21 protein-coding genes and 2 pseudogenes are annotated in these 19,101 nt (G+C 53.3%); 10 read left to right on the forward strand and 13 right to left on the reverse strand.

The annotated features are described in order from the left end of the window. Window positions 1–125: 125 nt before the first annotated feature. Entirely contained in the window at window positions 126–503 is a 378-nt protein-coding gene (locus CPter91_RS15855) for a VOC family protein (RefSeq protein WP_061941899.1), read from the reverse strand. A gap of 621 nt (window positions 504–1,124) precedes the next feature. Here CPter91_RS15855 and CPter91_RS25800 point away from each other — a divergent pair. Together CPter91_RS25800 and CPter91_RS15865 are read left to right on the forward strand one after the other, a co-directional pair. Further along, entirely contained in the window at window positions 1,125–1,595 is a 471-nt protein-coding gene (locus CPter91_RS25800; RefSeq protein ID WP_082792881.1) for a nuclear transport factor 2 family protein, read from the forward strand. Between the two features lie 26 nt (window positions 1,596–1,621). After that, on the forward strand, window positions 1,622–2,176 hold the full coding sequence (locus CPter91_RS15865) for a TetR/AcrR family transcriptional regulator (RefSeq protein ID WP_061941904.1): 555 nt from the start codon (window positions 1,622–1,624) through the stop codon (window positions 2,174–2,176). A 359-nt stretch (window positions 2,177–2,535) separates the two neighbouring features. On the opposite strand, the gene CPter91_RS15870 is transcribed toward CPter91_RS15865, so the two are convergent. Beyond that, on the reverse strand, window positions 2,536–3,936 hold the full coding sequence (locus tag CPter91_RS15870) for an aminotransferase-like domain-containing protein (protein ID WP_061941905.1): 1,401 nt from the start codon (window positions 3,934–3,936) through the stop codon (window positions 2,536–2,538). Window positions 3,937–4,216: 280 nt separating this feature from the next. On the opposite strand from CPter91_RS15870, the gene CPter91_RS15875 reads away from it, so the two are divergent. Next, the gene (locus tag CPter91_RS15875; RefSeq protein WP_061941907.1) at window positions 4,217–4,450 is read left to right on the forward strand and encodes a hypothetical protein; all 234 of its coding nucleotides are present in this window, start codon (window positions 4,217–4,219) and stop codon (window positions 4,448–4,450) included. On the opposite strand, the gene CPter91_RS27755 is transcribed toward CPter91_RS15875, so the two are convergent. Further along, entirely contained in the window at window positions 4,376–4,603 is a 228-nt protein-coding gene (locus CPter91_RS27755) for a hypothetical protein (protein ID WP_417924821.1), read from the reverse strand. The genes CPter91_RS15875 and CPter91_RS27755 overlap by 75 nt on opposite strands. On the opposite strand from CPter91_RS27755, the gene CPter91_RS27760 reads away from it, so the two are divergent. Then, on the forward strand, window positions 4,500–4,718 hold the full coding sequence (locus CPter91_RS27760; protein ID WP_061941909.1) for a hypothetical protein: 219 nt from the start codon (window positions 4,500–4,502) through the stop codon (window positions 4,716–4,718). The two genes, CPter91_RS27755 and CPter91_RS27760, sit on opposite strands and share 104 nt — an antisense overlap. A 52-nt stretch (window positions 4,719–4,770) precedes the next feature. On the opposite strand, the gene CPter91_RS15885 is transcribed toward CPter91_RS27760, so the two are convergent. Beyond that, entirely contained in the window at window positions 4,771–6,477 is a 1,707-nt protein-coding gene (locus tag CPter91_RS15885) for a M14 family zinc carboxypeptidase (protein ID WP_061941911.1), read from the reverse strand. A gap of 513 nt (window positions 6,478–6,990) precedes the next feature. Between CPter91_RS15885 and CPter91_RS15890 the strand changes: the two genes are divergently transcribed. After that, window positions 6,991–7,422, forward strand: a complete 432-nt coding sequence (locus tag CPter91_RS15890; RefSeq protein WP_061941912.1) for a universal stress protein — start codon at window positions 6,991–6,993, stop codon at window positions 7,420–7,422. A 175-nt stretch (window positions 7,423–7,597) separates the two neighbouring features. Here the strand turns inward: CPter91_RS15890 and CPter91_RS15895 are convergent, their stop codons facing one another. The 3 genes from CPter91_RS15895 to CPter91_RS25810 form a co-directional block, all read right to left on the reverse strand. Next, the gene (locus tag CPter91_RS15895) at window positions 7,598–7,999 is read right to left on the reverse strand and encodes a hypothetical protein (RefSeq protein ID WP_061941914.1); all 402 of its coding nucleotides are present in this window, start codon (window positions 7,997–7,999) and stop codon (window positions 7,598–7,600) included. 1,673 nt (window positions 8,000–9,672) lie between these two features. Next, a protein-coding gene (locus CPter91_RS15900; RefSeq protein WP_205631609.1) for an IS3 family transposase occupies window positions 9,673–10,850 on the reverse strand; the annotation gives its coding sequence in 2 pieces (ribosomal slippage) (window positions 9,673–10,583 and window positions 10,583–10,850; 1,179 coding nt in all). A gap of 145 nt (window positions 10,851–10,995) precedes the next feature. Continuing rightward, a complete protein-coding gene (locus CPter91_RS25810; protein WP_082792885.1) occupies window positions 10,996–11,250 on the reverse strand; it encodes a DUF4224 domain-containing protein in 255 nt (84 codons plus the stop codon). Between the two features lie 530 nt (window positions 11,251–11,780). On the opposite strand from CPter91_RS25810, the gene CPter91_RS15910 reads away from it, so the two are divergent. Then, window positions 11,781–12,101, forward strand: a complete 321-nt coding sequence (locus CPter91_RS15910; RefSeq protein WP_061946313.1) for a hypothetical protein — start codon at window positions 11,781–11,783, stop codon at window positions 12,099–12,101. A 288-nt stretch (window positions 12,102–12,389) separates the two neighbouring features. Here the strand turns inward: CPter91_RS15910 and CPter91_RS26565 are convergent, their stop codons facing one another. The 4 genes and pseudogenes from CPter91_RS26565 to CPter91_RS25820 all read right to left on the reverse strand — a co-directional run. Then, window positions 12,390–13,007: a hypothetical protein gene (locus CPter91_RS26565; RefSeq protein WP_150119720.1), complete on the reverse strand. Its 618-nt coding sequence runs from the start codon at window positions 13,005–13,007 to the stop codon at window positions 12,390–12,392. A gap of 477 nt (window positions 13,008–13,484) precedes the next feature. After that, on the reverse strand, window positions 13,485–14,123 hold the full coding sequence (locus CPter91_RS15915; protein WP_061941917.1) for a type VI secretion system amidase effector protein Tae4: 639 nt from the start codon (window positions 14,121–14,123) through the stop codon (window positions 13,485–13,487). Continuing rightward, window positions 14,120–14,746, reverse strand: coding sequence for a PAAR domain-containing protein (locus CPter91_RS15920; RefSeq protein WP_150119721.1), 627 nt, complete (start codon window positions 14,744–14,746; stop codon window positions 14,120–14,122). The genes CPter91_RS15915 and CPter91_RS15920 overlap by 4 nt, the downstream gene beginning before the upstream one ends. Before the next feature lie 147 nt (window positions 14,747–14,893). After that, window positions 14,894–15,178 (reverse strand): annotated as a pseudogene (locus tag CPter91_RS25820) (ATP-binding protein); the annotation flags it as partial. Window positions 15,179–15,295: 117 nt separating this feature from the next. Between CPter91_RS25820 and tnpA the strand changes: the two are divergent. The 4 genes from tnpA to CPter91_RS15940 are packed head-to-tail and all read left to right on the forward strand — an operon-like array spanning window position 15,296 to window position 18,225. Then, entirely contained in the window at window positions 15,296–15,679 is a 384-nt protein-coding gene (tnpA, locus tag CPter91_RS15925) for an IS66-like element accessory protein TnpA (RefSeq protein ID WP_150119692.1), read from the forward strand. Then, window positions 15,676–16,023 carry an IS66 family insertion sequence element accessory protein TnpB gene (tnpB, locus tag CPter91_RS15930; protein ID WP_061941207.1) on the forward strand — a complete coding sequence of 116 codons (348 nt, stop codon included), beginning with the start codon at window positions 15,676–15,678 and terminating at the stop codon, window positions 16,021–16,023. Before tnpA ends, tnpB begins: the two co-directional genes overlap by 4 nt. Before the next feature lie 29 nt (window positions 16,024–16,052). After that, window positions 16,053–17,612 (forward strand): IS66 family transposase, encoded by a 1,560-nt coding sequence (gene tnpC / locus CPter91_RS15935; protein ID WP_061941209.1) that lies wholly within the window; start codon window positions 16,053–16,055, stop codon window positions 17,610–17,612. 55 nt (window positions 17,613–17,667) lie between these two features. Further along, window positions 17,668–18,225, forward strand: coding sequence for a plasmid pRiA4b ORF-3 family protein (locus CPter91_RS15940; protein ID WP_061941211.1), 558 nt, complete (start codon window positions 17,668–17,670; stop codon window positions 18,223–18,225). Between the two features lie 59 nt (window positions 18,226–18,284). On the opposite strand, the pseudogene CPter91_RS25825 reads toward CPter91_RS15940, so the two are convergent. After that, window positions 18,285–18,608, reverse strand: a pseudogene (locus CPter91_RS25825) (helix-turn-helix domain-containing protein); the annotation flags it as partial. Between the two features lie 83 nt (window positions 18,609–18,691). Next, the gene (locus tag CPter91_RS15945) at window positions 18,692–19,033 is read right to left on the reverse strand and encodes a hypothetical protein (RefSeq protein ID WP_061941920.1); all 342 of its coding nucleotides are present in this window, start codon (window positions 19,031–19,033) and stop codon (window positions 18,692–18,694) included. Window positions 19,034–19,101: the final 68 nt, after the last annotated feature.

Here is a 19,101-nt window from a genome sequence, read left to right on the forward strand (position 1 = left end):
GCTGCCGCGCATACATCGACCGCCACATCCATCGCCCAATGGGGCCGAATGCTTGGTTCTGGCAGCTTTGTGAAGGACTGCTTCTGGCCGGTAGCAGCTGTCCGCACTCAAACATTGACTGCACGTTACGCCTCAGGTTCTTGGCAAACCACTTCGAGGTTGTGCCCGTCCGGACCAATGACAAAAGCTGCATAGTAGTTCGCGTGGTAGCGCGGGCGTAGACCAGGCGCACCATTGTCTTTGCCACCTGCCTCAAGAGCTGCGCGATAGAAAGCATCCACTTGCTGGCGACTCTTGGCCGTGAACGCCAAGTGAAGACACGCCGGTTTCTCTTCAGTTTGGTACAGACACAATGAAGCCTTACTCGTTGGACCAATCAGCTCGACGCCGCAGGTTTGCGGCCAGTCCGTGTCAATAGCTACGCCGAGCGGTTCGAGCGCCTTGAGGAAGAATGCTTTGCTCGCTGCATAGTCACTGACTCCGAATTTAACGTGGTCAAACATAATTTCTCCAGAGGTGTGTAGGGCTAACGCAATTGAAAATCCTGTCATGCAAATTCTAACCCGTCAATACCATATGCTTGAAGACGGGAGCTAGAATTTAACGTCGCATGCTGTCGCACAAAAACTTCCAAAGCAATATCAAATAGGCGCCGTCCGTGAACGACCAGATTTGACCGATTGCACCCACCGGTTGAATCCACAGCCCAAAGCCGCCGGTCGAATTTCTCCAAATTAGACATCCGTTGCACGGAAATACGCGGATGGAAATTAGTCCGTAGAGTCGAATTTTTAGTGTACTTATACTTTCCAACTGGTTTATTCAACCAATAAATTCTCTCCGTTGAGCCCCATCCCGAGAAGAAAATCGATTTCCGCAGAATCTTCACATAGAACTTTAATTTTAATGTGTCGATCTCCAATAGCTTCGATAGCTTCAATACCATCGACTGGTACAGTTGGCGCGGCGAACTTAGAGCACAGTTGCAAACAATGCGATATCAATGGTTGTATCGCAAAATTTTCTTGCATTGTATTTTGCGCGCCAATACACTTTATTGTACCGCTTGGTAAACACAAGTACTATCGGTACAAAATACAACTTAACTTGCGAGGAAAATTACTATGTCAAACCGTCCCCCTCTCCCTCCCTTTAATCGCGATACCGCGATCCAAAAAGTTCGTCTGGCCGAAGACGGCTGGAATACACGAAATCCCGAAAAGGTCGCGCTGGCTTATACCGAAGACAGCTGGTGGCGTAATCGCGCAGAATTTGCCCAAGGTCGCGCCGAAATAGTTGGACTTTTGAGCCGGAAGTGGACGCGCGAGCTGGAGTACCGGCTGATCAAGGAATTGTGGGCATTTGACGGCAATCGTATTGCCGTGCGCTTCGCCTATGAATATCATGACGATTCGGGGCAGTGGTATCGTGCCTATGGTAACGAGAACTGGGAATTCGCTGAGGACGGCTTAATGCGTCGGCGCCATGCTTGTATCAACGAAGCGCCGATCTCAGCGTCGGAGCGAAAATTCCACTGGGATTTGAGCGGACCAAGACCAATCGAGCATCCAGGGCTGAGCGACTTTGGCTTCTAATTGACAGAAACGGGCAAGGAAAAAATATGGCGAGAATGGTGGCGGAACGCGCTGACGTGATACCAATGCTGGCGGAGGTGTTCCGCACCTACGGTTTTGAAGGGGCCAGTTTGTCTCGGATTACCGAGGGAACGAAACTTGGCAAAGGTAGTATCTATCATTTTTTCCCTGGTGGAAAAGAGGAAATGGCTGAGGCAGTGCTAAGCGAAATCGACACGTGGTTCAGTATTCATGTGTTCGTTCCATTACGCGATAGTGCGGATGCATCCAGCGGCATTGACAATATGTTCCGGGAGGTGAACCGCTATTTTTCGTCCGGCCGCAAGATATGCATAGTAGGCGTATTCGCGTTGGGCAACGAGCGAGACCGATTCGCCAAGAAGGTGAGCAATTATTTCGCCGAATGGGTTGCGGCGCTGGAAGATGCTCTGCGGCGCAACGGTAAAGACATTGCCTCTGCAAAAACCTTGGCTGAGGAAGTTGTGGGCGGCATCCAAGGTGCTTTAGTGTTGTCGCGAGCGCTTGACCGCCCCGCCTTATTTAGGAGTGCCCTGCAGCGTTTGAAGCAGCGATTGATGTAGAGTAAGCAACCGCCCTACTCCCCCGCAAAATAGCAACATAGCTCGGTTGAGTAGGGGCGGATTGGAGTAAATGACGTGGCGCTTCTTGGAATTATTCGACGCCGGCACATTCGCGACCAGGTTCCATTGAGAGAGATTGCCAGACGCTTAGGTAGGCCAACAACTATTGGTCGATTGCAGCCATAGGTGACAGATAGCTTGCGTCCACAAGCGGACGTTTTGCTGCACGGCTAACGTAGCTTTCATTCAGCCTGTTCACTTTCGCGCGTGATCTCACGATAAATAAACACTGAGGCAGCAAACCAATGTGCGACCGCATTGAGAGAGCTCCCGGATGAAGCACAGTGTTTCCTGGACAGTTAAACCACAGCAGCGCTGAACGACTCGGGCCGCCGCGCAAGCAGATGAGACAGCCGTTGAAGACCCGCCTGTAAGCGTCCACGGTCCTTGATGCACCCCAAAGAGATCCGAATTGCATTCACTGATCCGCTGCCAGTTGCGAAGGCCTCCGCCGGCGTGACCGCGATGCCCTCGCTGCCGGCTGCACGCGCAAGCTGTGAGGAGTTCCAATACCCCGGTAACTCGAGCCATACATGCAGGCCGTCACCAAAGCCGCTGTACCGCCCCGCCAGAATATCCCGAGCCATCCAGTGGCGCAGGCGCGCCTCGTTGCGTACGCCTTCCATCAATCTGTCAGCCGAACCGTCGAGTATCCACTGAGTGGCCAGTGCAGCCGTCAGAGGAGCGACCATCAGCGCAAATGATCTTAGCGCGACCAGGAAACGTTCGCGTTCGTGCGGGGCGCGTATTAGCACGAAGGCGACACGCAAGCCGGGCGTCAGGCATTTCGACAGGGTTGAGATATAGTACACCTGTTCCGGGGCAAACGTGGCAATAGGTGGTGGCGGGGCATCGGCAAGGAGCCAGTAGGGATCGTCCTCGACGATGCGTACATTGCAGCGCTTCGCGATGCTGGCGAGCTCCTTGCGTCGGCGTTCCGGAATGGTGACGGCGGTCGGGTTCTGTAATGTCGGATTGAGGTAAACCAGCCCAGGCTTGTGCTGGCGGCACGCTTCATCAAGCATCTCAGGCACCATCCCGTGCTTGTCCGCTTTCACCGCAATGACGTGCCGGCCGAATTGGGTCGCTGCGGCACGCAAGCCGGGATAACTCATTGGTTCTGCCAGGATGACATCGCCAGGCTCCGTCAGCGCAAGGATCAATGCGGCGATCGCCGCTTGCGCACCCGGACAGACAACAACCTGTCGAGAATCCAGATGTCCAAACATCGGTGCTAGCCATTTGGCTCCAGCCTTACGGTCGGAGTCGCTTCCCCCGGCCAAGTGGTAAGTCATCAGCAATTCATTATCTGCCCTCATCAGTACTTGAGACAAACCTTGTTTCAACATGTCGTCGAAGTCCACGCCATCCGGAGGTGGCGGGATATTCATGCTGAGGTCGAGGATAGCGTTCAATTCGACTTTCGGCGCCGCGACATAAGTGCCTCGAGCGCCGCGGCCCTCCAGCAAGTTGCGGCGTCTGGCTTCGTCGTATGCGCGCGTGATCGTCGTCAGGTCGACGTCCAGCTGTGCTGCCAACAGGCGCTGCGGAGGTAGACGGTCACCCGGTTTCAGCGATCCTTCTACCACTGCCGCCTGCATCGCATCCGCAATCTGCAAAAAACGTGGCCCGCCATGCACGGCCAATCGTGGCAACCAGATTGGCAAATTTTCATCTTGTACGTTTTTCAACTGGGACATTTTGTCTCGATGTATGGAAATTGCTTTTAAGTAGTATGTCTCAGGACGTGCAGCAACACCATCTGTGCAAGGCAGTCGTTGACGTATTCTCCTCTCTCATCTGGATTCGGCAAATCGCTCCGCTTGACGCCATTCTTATTTCATAGATAGATGTAATGAAAGATTCAAGCAGGATGCCTAAGTGGATGGTTTGAACAACAAATGAAGCTGCTGAAGCAGCGTTTTAAGGTAGTGCTCCTCACGATAAATAGTGTCACGTAATAGCTTGGAAATACTCAAAATGATGGATTGGATCCCTATAGTCTTAGTTACGTTCAAAGTTCTCGTGCTCGGCACAGGCATGTACTTTGCCGTCAAGTGGCATTACGATCAAGGGAGGAAGGAGAGGGAGAAGCGCGCGGTGCTACGCGCGGGCGGCAAGGTGGCCGTGGTCTTCGTGCTATCGCTCTTGGGTCTGGTGCTCGTCACCTTCGTCCTTGCCAGGATGCTCGGTTTGGACTTGACCTTCCCATGATGGCAAAAAATAGTCGGCCGATATCCAGTGATGCGGCAGCAATTCCCCGATGCGGCTATTGAGCAGCGTCGGCAATTCGCTGATGGTCTCGAGTGCATTGACACAATCCAACAAGGTGGACTTCCCGAACCCCGAAGGGCCAACCAAGAACACGATCTCGCCAATGTCGATGCGAAGGTCGGTGCTCTTCGCGTTCGAAGCCGATCACGCTGCCGAACGCCGCGGCCATCGACAGGCGCAACACCATTTCGAGTTCACTGGTGTTTGACATCGCTCGGTGATCGCCCGCGACGCGTTCGCATCGCGTGGGAGATTTTTGACTAAATCAACGCTGGCACCGGATAGCGCCGCCATTCCGGCTCGGCATGGCGCCGGCCGTGGGTGAACAGAAACCAGAGCACCGCTTGCGGATCGGACAGTTGCGCCGGATGCGCGGCCTTCCATTCGTCGAACGCCTGCCGCAACGCCGGCTCGTCGGCCAGCATCTGCAAGGCCGTGTCCTCGAAGACATAGGCTGAGATGGAGGCCTGCTTCCTCTCCAGCACGCTGTTGAAGAACCCCCAGCGGAAGAAGCTGTCGTGCGCTTCGGGCTCCAGGGTCTCGACCGCGTAGCGGGCCTGGGGCTGGTCGAGAGGCACCAGCACGTCACCCGCGCGCGCCTGGATGGCCTCGGTGTGCGTGCTCAGCAGCACCCGGTCATGGAACATGTGGCCCTCGTAGGCGGTCGCGCGCGTGCCGACCTCCAGCACCCGGTACACCCGGGCCGCATCGAACAGTCGGTCGGCGTCCAGGCGCTGCAGCACGACGCCGTTCCACTCCAGCCGCTCGATCACCTCGCGCCAGGCCTGGGGTACCAGGTAGGCTTTCGGCGCCGTCACCACCAGTTCCTCGACACAACGGTCGAAGTGGACGATGTCCTTCTCCCACGGCTGGCTGCGGTCGTAGGCGAGCCGCTGATAGTCGCCCAGCCGGCTCGGCGTACGCACCGCCGCGTAGCCCTTGAAGCGAAGGCGCGCTGGACGCTCGTGGTCGTTGCGCCAGCGCAGCGGCCACTGTGTGCGGCGTGCGGCGCCGGCCCGCGAATCGCGCCGCAGTTGCTGAATGCGCCCCGCTTGCGCCACGCTGAAGTCCAGCACCACCTCGACCAGCGTGCGCATCGCGGCCACGCGGTCGGCGAAGGGCTTGAGCATGTGGGTCTCGGGCATGAAGCCGATGGTGTGGTGCAGCGCGGCGTAGCCCGTGGAGAAGCGCGGCAGATCGAGAAAATCTTCGATGCCGTCGTCCGGCGTCTCGGCCAGCAGGTTGACGTAGGGACAAGTCGGCCAGCCGCGCCTCTGCATGTCGCCGTAGATGGCGGGCAGCATGCGCTCGCGCAGGAAGTCGCCCAGGCCACCGCCCAGCTTGTCGGGCTGGGTCGGGATCAGGGTCATGGTGTAGGCGTAGTCGGCGCCGTTGGAGGTGTGGGTGTCGACCATCACATCCGGGTCCCAGGCGTTGAAGAAGCGGTTGAACACCTGGGAGGCCAGGCTGTCGCACTTGATGAAGTCGCGGTTCAGGTCGAGGTGCCGGCCGTTGCCCCGAAAGCCGAACGCCTCGGGGCCGAGCTGGTTCGCCCGTGAGCTGGATTGGCGGTTCACGCAGCCGTCGACGTTGTAGACCGGGATGAAAAGGAACACCGTATCGCCGAGCGCCGCCAGCCGCTCGGGCTCAAGGCAGAGGTCGCGCACCAGCGCCATGCAGGCATCGATGCCTTCGGGCTCGCCGGGATGGATACCGTTGTTGTTGAAAAACACAGGGCGACCCTGCGCGCGCAAGGTGTCGCGGTCGAACACGCCGTCTGCCGTGACCAGGCCGGCGTGCATCGGCAGGCCAGTGTCGGACGTGCCGATCCGCCACCATCGCAGCACACCCGGGAATCGCTCGGCCAGCCGCTCGTAGAAGGCGATGCATTCGGCCCAGGTGGAGGTCTGGTTGCCATTGCCGAGTTCGAAGGGCGTGGGATAGGCAAGGCTGATCGGGGGCGTCATGCGTGATTCCTTTTTTTAATGGTGTCGAGAAATACGCCAATTGACGGTCCGCATCTACAGTGCAGGATATGGAGCAAAGGTAGCGCATCGGAAAGCCGTCGGTTCCAGCCATCACAAATAATCCAGTTTTAGTATGTGGCCGTTCGCTAAACTCGAAGCAATTCGTCAAGCTGAGCATCGGTAAATCCTCGACCTGGATTTGCAAGATCCCAGTATTGCGCATTACGAATGACATTCGCAACCAGGCTGGGCGTATGAATCGGATAACATCATAAAATTGTTATGCGGTCAATTTACTTGGCCTTTAGTACGTCATGATTGACTACGTCGGTCGGCGTACCGGCGGTATAGGCGACGATCTGGTCGAAAATATCGGTGAACTGGATTTCATATTCGTCGAGGGTTCCCACCCGGAATATGCCTTGATGCTATGTGCACTCTGAAAAGGGCGCACAATACCCCTATCGCTTGATCCATTCGTATGCAATCGGTCGATCAAAGCAGGAGGACGTCATGTACAAGAAAATTTTGGTTGCCTATAACGGCGCACCAGAGAGTCTATCCGCGCTGCATGAATGTATTCGTATCAACCCGCCATCTTCGACAGAACTTCATTTGCTGGCGGTAGTTCAGCTTTCGCCGTATGGCATGGCTGGCGGCTATGCGCCTGAGATTGCATTCACTACTAAGCGGCAGATGATGGAGCAGGAGTTGGAGTGTGGCCGGGCTCTGATGGCGTCTGCAGGACTCGATGTGACGCCTCATCTGCAGATGGGTGAACCAGTCGAGGTCATCGGTGCGCTGGCTGATGCTTTGGGCATCGATCTCATTATTGTCGGCCATCCGCGCCATAAGGCGCTGGCCACACGTTGGTGGCGTGGTTCGATGAATGCGTTGCTGATCGAGAGGGTTAAATCCAGCATTCTCGTCGCAGTGCGTTGCTGATTAGATCGTAAAAAGGCATGCAAAGAGTTAGCCAACCGAAATCGCGCACCGTGAGGAAGGTCTTGCTGCGGCCGTTTTTAACCAGCTGCGACAGACTCAATTCATCTCAAAGCTGCCTTTGCGAAAGTCATCTAGGGCCCGCGCAACTAGGAAATAACTGAATAGCGTGAATTCGTCATTCAGTTTCGAACCATCGACCAGCCGCGTCCGCAGTGTCTTGGGGCACTGTATTGAAAGCGATAGATGTCTTGGGAGCCGATTTGTGAACGCTGTTCAGAAGCCTTTCAAAGAGCAGCAGGCTCTTGGGAGGGATTCGGATTCCACCGCCAATTACAACGCAATCATAGGTTGTGCCGGCGAGTTGATTCTCGAGCGCCACGGTGGCAGATTCGTCCGGTCGCACCAGGCAGAGATCCGCATGCCAACCACGATCTGCCATCTGCTGCATGCCAACAGCAATGCCGGCATGAATCTTCTCTGCATTGAAGCCTGGCGGTAATGCTGGGTCCGAGAAGTCGACAGTTTCCGGCTGTTGGCCGACGAACAAAATTTTTTTGACGTCTTTCAATTGACTCATCACGTCCTCTTGATTGAGCTACATGGCGTTAGAAGTCTTTTTACAGCTGCTGCTGACTGCTGTACTCGAAGATACCAGTGCAGAAAAATATTGCCCATCATGAGTCAATGGCCGTTATGGAGGAAAGCGCTTATCTGGCCGATTGCAGCCGCAAGCGATAGGTAGCTCACGCCCCTTTGCGGCCGGTCACGCCCACCTCAAGCAGACCTTCAACATCGAATTGAACAACACATATGAGATTCTCTGATTAATCGGTTTTGGCCGACGCCCAACCGAATGCAAAGTTACTAGTCAATTGGTGGGCCTGTAAGAATAGCCCACGCTGAAGAGACAAAGCCACATAGTGCTCCTGGCAACGCAAATGTCAGCAACAAACTCTCAGGAAATCTTTCTAAACAAGCGAACCCCTCTTGCTGGGCATATCCGATTCTCTCATTTGCTGTTTTTACATCGTCGTACGCAAGAGCCGTTTCACTTTAGCCGCCCTCTTAGCTGTAAATTATTGTGTCCGATTATTTCTCAATTGCCTGCCCTCCGCACGCGGTAAAGCACCTGCGATACTGCGGTTCACATTCGTAGGGACTTACGGATCTGCCGCAGTAATTGGCTGATGCCGAGTTATTACAGCTCTGCCTGTCAGCTTGTGAAGACGCGTGGTCAAGGCACCGATCTAGCGCATACGCGCGATTCATTTCGCAGCTATGCGACGCACTCGCGGCAGTCTGCTGAGCATTAGCCATACACGACTGTTGTCCAAGTTCGCAGGTTGCCACACATTGGCGCCCTGTATCCGTGGCTGGAGGGATGTACTGATAGCTCGCGCAGGCTGCCTGAATGAGCACCAACCCTAGACAGCTCAGGAGACGGTACCGGATGTTCAAGTGACGAGTAATTTTAATTGCATGATTTAGCATTTACTTGAGCTCCTTTAAGGTGGCATCAAAGTTTATGAGAAAAATTTCATTCTGGCAACTTATTGCGGCATCGCTTGAATAGATGAGAATATCTCCTATGGAGCAACGACTCCATCGTCTGGACTTGACGGCGGACGGTTCGCTTCACTACGAAATACTATTCACATGATGCGATTGCCATCTAGGTTTATTCCAGCCAGTACTAGCCGGCGTCTCGGATGAGATTGACCGGAACGATCGGACCGTTTGCGCTTCACGAGCAAAACCGTTCAAAGGTGGTCCCAAGGATCAGAAAACGAGTGAGGTCCGCGATGTCGATTTGCTTGATCGAGCCATGAATATGCTGCAAGCCCAAAAACGGTTTACTTATATGAAACGGGCAGAGATCTTTGAAAATCCTGTCACGGGGGAGGCCATGGCACGATGACCGCAGTCAGCGCGACCATTACTGGCAGCCGGCATTGAAGCGTCTCGGAATAAGGATGCGGCGACCGCATCAGACCAGACACACATATGCCACTACAGCACTGATGGCTGGCCGACACAGCTGGCCGGAGACGAGAAAAGGCTAAAACGGAAGCCGCACTTGAACAAGCGGCAGCGGCAAGCGAACGGAAAATGTCGGTGTAATAGACGAAAAAAACCCATCTTTTACAAGACGGGCTTTTTAACTTAATTCACTGCCAGTGATAAATGTCCCCGGAATGTCCCCAAGAACTAAAAATACTGGTAGGTACGATTGGACTCGAACTGTAGTGGTCAAGTAAATTCGGACACGGCGATAGGTTTTTTTGCTGCCATGTTCCGTTCGTAGACGGAGGGCGGCAGATTGCCCAGAACTGAATGTAGACGTTCGTTGTTGTAGAAGCCGACGATGTAAGCGGCGATATCGATCTTGGCCTCCGCGTGATTGGCATATTGGCGCTGCCACACCCGTTCCATTTTGAGATTCAGGAAGAAGCGTTCGGCAACTGCATTGTCCCAGCAGTTGCCTTTGCGGCTCATGCTGCAGATGAAACCGTGACTGGCTAGCACTGCTTGGTACTGGGCACTTGCATATTGGCTGCCACGGTCTGAGTGGACGACCAATCCTTTGCCTGGCCGCCGCTGTTGAACCGCCATGTGCAAGGCGTCACAGACCAGCTTGGCCGGCATGCTCGGCGCCATAGCCCAGCCAACCACCTTGCGCGAGAACAGGTCGATCACCACCGCCAGGTACAGCCAGCCGGCGCCAGTCCGCACGTAGGTGATGTCGGAGACGTAGGCCTTGTTTGGCGCTACCGGATTGAACTGGCGGTCCAGCACGTTGGCTGCGATCGGCAGATCATGCTTGCTGTCGGTAGTGTGAATGAACTTGCGCTTCCAGACTGGCTTTAAGCCCGCCTGGCGCATCAACCGACGAACCTTGAAACGCCCGGCCGTAATGCCGCGGTTTGACAGCTCCGTCACCATACGGCGGCTGCCATAGCTCTGGTGACTTGCCACGAAAGCAGCTCGTATATAGACACTCGCTTTGCAAACAACCGGCGCGGTAGCGCGGCGCTTCGCTTCGTAAAAACCGGAACGGCTAACGCCCAGCACACGACAGCTCTGTGCGACAGGGATGGCCTTCGTTTGCAGCTCGTCGATCAGTCGAAAACTCATTTCAGCTCGCGGGCAAAGAAGGCCGAGGCCTTTTTTAAGATTTCTACATCGCCTCGCAGTTGGCGGTTCTCCTGCTCCAACTGCCTGATTCGTTGTTGCTCGGGTGTCAGCGGTTTGCCAATACCTGCCTGGCCGGATTGCTCGGCATCGTACTGCTCTATCCAGCGACGCACGGCGGTCGGGCCAATGCTCATGCTCTCGCATACGTGTTGAACACTGAGTCCCTGTTCTTTGATCATTTTGACGACCTCAAGCTTGAAGCTGAGATCGAAATTGCGGCGTTGCCTTGTCATGCAAATCTCCTCGGATGGTGGATTGTCCACCTATCGAGGTGTCCGGGCAAATTAGACCACTACAAACCAAACCTACTAACAGTGCTACACCCAAGAAAAAGAAAGGCTCATAGGAAGGGGCTCCCCTCCATATCCCTGCATTTCCCTAATTTGCCCCGGAATTTGTCCCAGTTATTTTGGGCTCCCAGGTCTTGCGCGGAGTTTCAACCTTACGCCCTTCGATAGCGGCAAGCGGCACGATTGGACGACCTCTGGCATTGTCCCAGAATGCAATCCCCTTGCCACGCAGGAAAGCACATTGTTTGACGTATTTGCTCACTCCATGAACACCACGACGAATTCCAGTCAACTCATCAACTTGGGCTTCAGTTAGAAATATTTGAGCTGATTGTTCTGTCATTACGCTACCTCGTCATCATTGAACACATATCCGTCAATATCCGCAAAGCTTCCCCGAACCACCAACTACACATCTCCATACCAATCCTCAGGCGACATTTCATTTTCCGTCGCCCTGGATATGCTACGAAAACTGGCCGCCATTTTTTTAAGGAGGGATTCAAAAAATCTGTACATGCCAATTTATTGTCGTTAACCAATAATCATCAATATTGACATATATACCACAACAAAGAAAGAACAATTTCAAAATGGCAATTTTCACTCGCCCCCAAATATTGGCTAGGTCGCGCTGCTTGCGGAGAAATTTCGATGTCAAGCCACATGTGCTATAGGGCATGGCTGAAACCCTTGTAGTATTTCGCGCACTAATTCGAGTAGTTTGCTAAGCAGAATTTGTCCCTTAAAAACGAAGGGGATTTTTTGTTGACTTTTTTTACTATAGGGAATAAGCACAAAATTTTATTGTGCTATCATTTGCCAAATAGCGTTATTAACGCAAGCTTTAAAAAACATCAACCGGAGTACGTCATGAAAGCACGCAGTTTGCTTCTGAAAATCTACGGTGAGCAAAGGGATGGGCAATGGTCGTTGGTTTGCCTTGATTTTTCACTTGCCGCACAAGCCGATTCTATCGAGGAAGCGAAGCAACTTCTCGAAGGTCAAATTAAAGAATACCTAAGAGAAGCCCAAGATGAAGATCAGGAATTTGCACCTCTCCTCATCTCTCGTCGCGCGCCACTGAAATATTGGGCAAAGTGGTGGGCGGGCAGAATTTATTGCAAGATTTTTAGGCGCCAAGATAAGCAGCATAAGGCCTTTCGGCGCACTATGCCATTAGTTCCTGCCTAATCTTGAGTAGTATTTATCCGCCCCTCACATGTAAAGATGTAAAAAAGATATTAAAAATATTGGGTTTTGAACTCCGTGATCAAAAATCAACATCTCACGAGCAATGGGTAAAAAGAACTGAAAAAGGGTTTTGGAAAGTAACGGTTGACTGCCCTAAAGCCCCATTTAGTCAAATCCTGATCGACTTCATGTCAAAACAGGCTGGAGTAAGTAAGAAGGAATTCTACGCAGCCCTAAAAAAATAAGCCCATTCTTCGCAGTGGGCTTTTTTATGTCTGCATCTACAAGCTAGAAATTGTTTGGTTTCGCGTGAGCAGCCAAAATTATCCCCACCCGAGGAAAATTAAATGTGCGCAGATTAGGAAGGCCCTGACCTAGTTGCGCGATAATTCCAGTCAGCGTGCGGCCAGTTACTTTTCCAATAATATTGTTCAGATGTTGCACGTCTGAATCTGACATTGATGTTGACGGATAAGTTGACAGATAGGTCAGAAATTTTTGAAGTGGAGCTTTCGGAGGGCCCCACGCTAACGTCAAAATGCTTATCGCCTCATAAATTTCTTTGTTAAGCGCACAAAGTTGATTAACTCCACCTATTCCTGGGATGCCTGGAACTCTAGGGACACGAGCACCGATAGAGGTTAAAGGGTTAAACAACGGAGGCGCCTCTTTTCCAGAGAAATTTATAAAATCATCGGCACAGTGTTTCCCTACATGGAACAGACCAACATCGTTCGGATCAGATTTGTTGGCATAAGAAAAGGTATAGCATTCAGTTTCAATCACTTCACAACAGCCTTCAAATTTCTGCCCTGGCAGCAACATCACATGCGCCACAGGCGTCACATCGTAGGCTTTGGTTAAATTCATTCTGTTCGATTTACCGCGGCACTGTGGAAAACTCATATGACATCCCTATGATCGAATATTGATTTGACAAATATACCAGCCTATAACAAGAAGCTGGAACCGCAACATACCCCAGCCGATCAACGTGATGCCAAACCGAGAAACGGTAGCGACGAACCAGATCTCTTTAGGCGAGAAATCATAATTTCAGTAGCCGAACTCCAACAAAAGTGAAAAGCCAATGCACGAGAACAGCGATCACAGCGCACGCAAGCCACAGCCTTATTGTCCGGTTCTTCTTGCTCAACACAAAACCGGTAATGGCAAATACTATCGGAGGACCAAATACAAATAAAACTAGTCCCATGATCATGTGAAGCGAGGTTGGGCAGTGATCTATCTCAGTACACGTCCCCGGCCGCGGCGTACACAAATTTGGATATGCGGAACAAATATTAGAGTCAATGACCGCCCAAGCCAGAAAACTAAAAAAACCAAGAATCGCAAATGAAATAGTTAATGTCGCGCGCTTGATCATTTGACTTCCCAAAATAAAATTTGCTTGGATCCAGCAAGGTCAGACCAACCATAATCGGTCCCCGCAAACAGAGAACGCATACCAAGATAGCGCCCAATTGTCGCGATCGAATCGACGGGACCGCTGATGGTCAAACGCTTCCCATTCCAAAGGTCGATATGGCCACCGCTAGCGTCAGCCGCGGACTCTTTCCCTCGCGTCCAATACCCAGAAAATGCGATGATACCAGTCCGCCCTTTGACTTTGCTTTCCCAATCCTTGCCGGTGATGTCTTCTGGTTTGGCCGGCAATCCGCAGAACGGGACTTTCGTTAGCCATGCCGCCAGTTCATCCGCCCGGGTAGCAGTCGCCTTCCCGTCTAGCAAAATGCGGCCAATGCTAGCCTTTCCCTTCGCCGGCGGAACTACTTTTTGCGAAAACGACTTCATGTCGACGCCGACCTTATGGAACGTCGCACTCATCCGGATCGCGCATTGATTCGAATAGGCGCCTGTAGGATCGTCATATGGTGAGCCAGTGACGTAGTTATCCCACAGTTGCTGAAACGTGATTGCTTGAACCTGCAGGCATACCCGAGAATCAGGGGTCGTGTTTGTCTTGACGGAATGTTTCCCTGTTGCAGGCACTTGCGTCATTCATCATCTCCTCGGGCTAATGCCTCATCACCCCAATATACGTCGTAGCTATCCGGACCGGCCGTACCGATGCGCGGCATTTCACCGTTCTCCGGTACGGTTCCAGAAAACACACGGCCGTCGTTGATCTCGATGCGATAAAACATACCTGCCAAATTATTAGGCTCAGGTCCCATGAGCTGAACCAGCTCGTCATGCGGTGGTTCTACAGATTTCTCTGCGATGACAGCAGCGGCGACAACTCCAACAGCGACAGCTGCAGTGACAGAGGCCGCCGATGAGGATTGTCCCCCGAGCGACGTCGCCCCATCGTCGTACATCATCGTTTGATGGAGATTTGCAACGAGCTTCGGGTGCACAGGACATTTGCAAATGACAATGTCGTTCTCAAGCGCCACCTCACCCATGAATTGCATCCTACGAGGACCACCGGCTTTAGCGATGATGCCAACGCTTTTACAGCCAAGGCATTGGACCTGCCCACCAATCAACGCAGCCTTGTGCCCAGCGTCGCCCACGGAAAATGTACTATTTCCATTTGGAAGGATTTCACCACCAGTTGTGGGTGGATCTCCCACAACAACAATTTTCCGCAACATAAGTAGCTCTATATAAATTGCCAATTGCTCATCATCACAGAAAACTCGATAGTTTGCAAATGAGAAATATTGCTAAAATAACTTTAATTGGGCGGTATTTGTTGAATTGCATTGAATACTGACCCGTATTTTGTATCGAATACTGACCCATTCTTAATTACGATTTTTGGGTTACATAGAGACTAAATGGGTCTTCCCCTCCCTTTCTGTTGTTTGTGTTGAGCTATTTTTAAAACGATAGCTGTCGTTTCCCGTTTCAATAATATGACAGTGATGGGTAAGTCGATCAAGCAATGCTGTCGTCATTTTTGGGTCACCAAATACAGCGCCCCATTCTGAAAAACCAAGATTTGTTGTGATGATAAGGCTAGTTCGTTCATAGAGCTTACTGATCAAATGGAATAAAAGAGCTCCTCCAGACTGACTAAAGGGGAGATAGCCCAACTCGTCCAAGATTGTCCCTTTGCTTGCAGAATTGACCCTATCCAACTGATCGTAAGCGTCGTCTCACCGCCGTCTGGACACTGACTTTATGATCCGCGACGATGGTGTCCGCTATCGATAGTGGACACTATGCCTTACATACCGCCCGAACCCAAACCAACGAAACCGAAACGTCGGAGCTTTACGGCCACGCAGAAGAAGGCCATTACCGAAGAGGCTCTGGCACCCGGCGCTTCCGTCTCCCGTGTTGCCCGCGCCCATGATCTTAATACTAACCAGGTATTCAAATGGATGCGGGAGTATCAGGGCAAACGACATTCAGAGTCTATCGCCTCGACGCTCATTCCGGTCATGCTCAGCCACACCGATGTAGCAGTGATGCCCGCCGTAGCAGAATCACCGATCACGGCAACCGGGACCATCGAGCTGCACCTCCCGAAAGGTCGAGTTTGCCTGACTGGTGCTGTCGATCCCGGCGCACTGCGCATGGTCCTGGAACATCTCAGCGCATGATCGGCCTGCCAGCAGGAACACGCATCTGGATTGTCGCCGGCGTAACCGACATGCGCTGCGGCTTCAATGGACTCGCTGCCAAGGTGCAGACTGCGCTGGAAGAAGATCCGTTCAGCGGCCATGTTTTTGTGTTCCGTGGCCGGCGCGGCGATATCGTCAAGCTGCTGTGGTGGACCGGCGATGGCCTTTGTTTGCTCGCCAAGCGCCTGGAACGCGGATACTTTGTCTGGCCGCAGGCACGCAACGGCACCGTGCATCTGAGTCAGGCACAGCTATCAATGCTCATCGAAGGGATAGACTGGCGGCGTCCGGAACGTACTCAACGCCCCCAGTCAGGCTTGTAAACATCCCCGCCTTTACGTAAACTACCGACATGCCCTCGCACGCCGCCCTCCCTGACGATATCGACGCCTTAAAAGCCATGATCCGCGAGCGCGACGACATGGTCGAAGCCCTGCGTGAAGAACTATCTGGCCGCAAGGTCGAGATCGAACAACTCAAATTGTTCATCGCCAAACTCAAACGCATGCAGTTCGGTCGTAAATCCGAGAAGCTCGATCGCCAGATCGAACAACTGGAATTAAAACTGGAAGATTTGCAGGCCGATGAGGAAGAGGCCGCTGTAGAGATGGAGCGTCGCGGGCGTGCCATACGTACCCGTCCGGAGCGCAAGCCATTGCCATCGCATCTGCCCCGCGAAGAGAAGGTTTACAGGCCCGACGCTGTCGCCTGCCCCGATTGTGGCGGTGAGCTGCGTCAGTTAGGCGAAAATGTATCAGAGCAACTGGAATTCATTCCCGCCAGCTTCAAGGTGATCCGCCATATTCGTCCCAAACTGGCTTGCGCCTGCTGCGATAGCATCGTGCAAGCTCCGGCGCCGAGCCGGCCCATCGAACGCGGCATGGCCGGTCCCGGCCTGCTGGCCCATGTTCTGGTATCGAAGTTTGCCGATCATTTGCCGTTGTACCGGCAATCTGTGATCTATGCCCGTGAGGGTGTGGAATTGAGCCGGTCGCTATTGGCCGACTGGGTCGGTGCCTCCAGCAATCTGCTGCGTCCTCTGGTCGATGCGGTACGCCACCACGTCATGGCCGGTCATAAACTGCATGCCGACGATACGCCGGTACCGGTACTGGCCCCGGGCAATGGCAAGACCAAGACGGGCCGATTGTGGACCTATGTGCGCGATGACAGGCCTTCCGGCGCAACGATCCCGCCGGCTGTCTGGTTCGCCTATACGCCGGACCGCAAAGGCATCCATGCGCAGACACATTTGATTCCCTTTGCCGGCATCCTGCAGGCTGATGCTTATGCCGGCTTCAACGCCGTCTATGAGACCGGTCGCATCCACGAAGCAGCTTGTTGGGCGCATGCCCGGCGCAAATTCTTCGATCTGCACGATGCGCGGCCGTCGGCAGTAACGGCCGAGGCCCTGCGCCGTATCGGAGAGTTGTACGTGATTGAAGCGGACATTCGGGGCCAGCCGCCCGATGAGCGCTTGTCGGTGCGCCGCGCAAGATCGCGTCCATTGCTGGATGACTTAGAGGCCTGGTTGCGAGCCATCCTGGGAACGCTATCGCGCAAATCCGATACGACGGCGGCGATCATGTATGCCCTGAACTTGTGGCCAGCGCTGACGCGCTATTGTGACGACGGAATCGTCGAGATTGATAATTCGGCTGCCGAACGTGCGCTGCGCGCAATTGCGATTGGACGACGCAACTACCTGTTTGCTGGAGCCGACAGCGGTGGGGAGCGGGCCGCAGCGATCTATACGCTGATCGGCACTGCCAAGTTAAACGGCATTGATCCCGAAGCGTATCTGCGTCATGTGCTCACGCACATCGCTGACCATCCGGTCAATCGAGTTGACGAATTCCTGCCTTGGAATGTCGCATCGATGCTGGCCGTCCCAGCGCATCTCGCTGTTTAAACTTCGCGATTGACGCACGGTTCTTTGCGTCGTCACACTGCTTTATAATTTCGGCATGAGCCTACCGACAAACTACTATAGTTTGCGTCTCGAACTGACGCGTATTGAGCCTTTGATCTGGCGCCGCTTGCTGGTGCCGACCACGATCACCTTGCCTAAACTACATCGCGCCATCCAGGGCGCCATGGGCTGGACCAATTCTCACTTGCATCAATTTCATATCGATGCTGAACAGTATGGCGAACCTGATCCGTATGGCGACATGACGCTGATCGACGAGAAGGGAATCAAGCTATCGTCCGTGCTTGCCGGGAACATACGCGAATTCGTCTACGAATACGATTTCGGCGACGATTGGCTGCACCGGGTGGTGGTGGAGAATGTGCAAGACGCAAATCCTGCATGGAAGGGTTCGCTTTGCGTGGCTGGTCAACGCGCTTGCCCCCCGGAGGACGTCGGCGGAATCCCTGGCTACGGTGAATTCGTCAACGCCATCGCTGATCCCAAACATGAGCAGCATATCGACATGTTGCGCTGGGTCGGCGGCGCATTCGATCCGGAAGGATTCGATATCAACTCCGCAAACTTGCGCATCCGGCGACTGAAGGGGTAATTCTCCTTCTTGAATACGTCAAGACGGTCGCGGAGCGACGCTTACAACTGATCCACTCGCCACTGTCGCGCAAAGGCGGCAACCCGGTCGTAGGATCCTTCAAAGCCTAGCTCACATAAATCAGCATGGATCTGTTTTAAGCTGCGCCGCTGTTTTCGAGACTTTGTCGCTTCGGTTTTAAGCCAGGATGAAAGTTTGAAGGCGTACTGATCAAGAGCACTGGGAGTGCGTCGATCCCGATAAGCCGGCTCTACGATTTCTGAGCGTAGATAGCGTCTGACGGTGTTTCTGGAGATCCCCAAGCGCCTGGCGATCTCCCTCAAGGAGACCTGGTCACGAAGGTGCCAGCGTCGAATAATGCCTAATAATGCCACGTCGATCACTCCAATCTCCCACTCACTATATTGAGTAGGATTGTGGTCTATACGTGGGTCAATTTTCGATGCAAATTATCCAGCTAAGTGGGTCAGTTTTCGGCGCAAATCAACACTCGTATGTCCCAGTTGCATCCGCTGGCATCGCGCTCATGCCAGTAAACTTCTCCGAATTCGTGATCAGCGCATTCAGGAGTAGCTTCGGCCGCGGTACGGACCAAATTCTGAATTTCGGCCTTGGGGCGAATAACTCTCCCATATGTGTCGCGTTCTCCAGTGGCATGCTGATGAAAATCGGTTTCCGCTGCCTCTTTCGTAGCGAAGCTAATCAGACTGCCACCGAAACTACCACTAGCAAAATCTTCGTTGGCACCTATTACAAACCATTGCCAACGTCCATCGGCATTTTGCTCGACTGCATATCCGTATTTCATATATGGCCCCTTATTGCGTTCAAAGAAATAATCCTAATCAACCAATGGCACCAAAAATTTCAGCATAA

It is taken from the genome of Collimonas pratensis (genome assembly GCF_001584185.1).
GTDB classification, from domain to species: Bacteria; Pseudomonadota; Gammaproteobacteria; order Burkholderiales; family Burkholderiaceae_D; genus Collimonas; species Collimonas pratensis.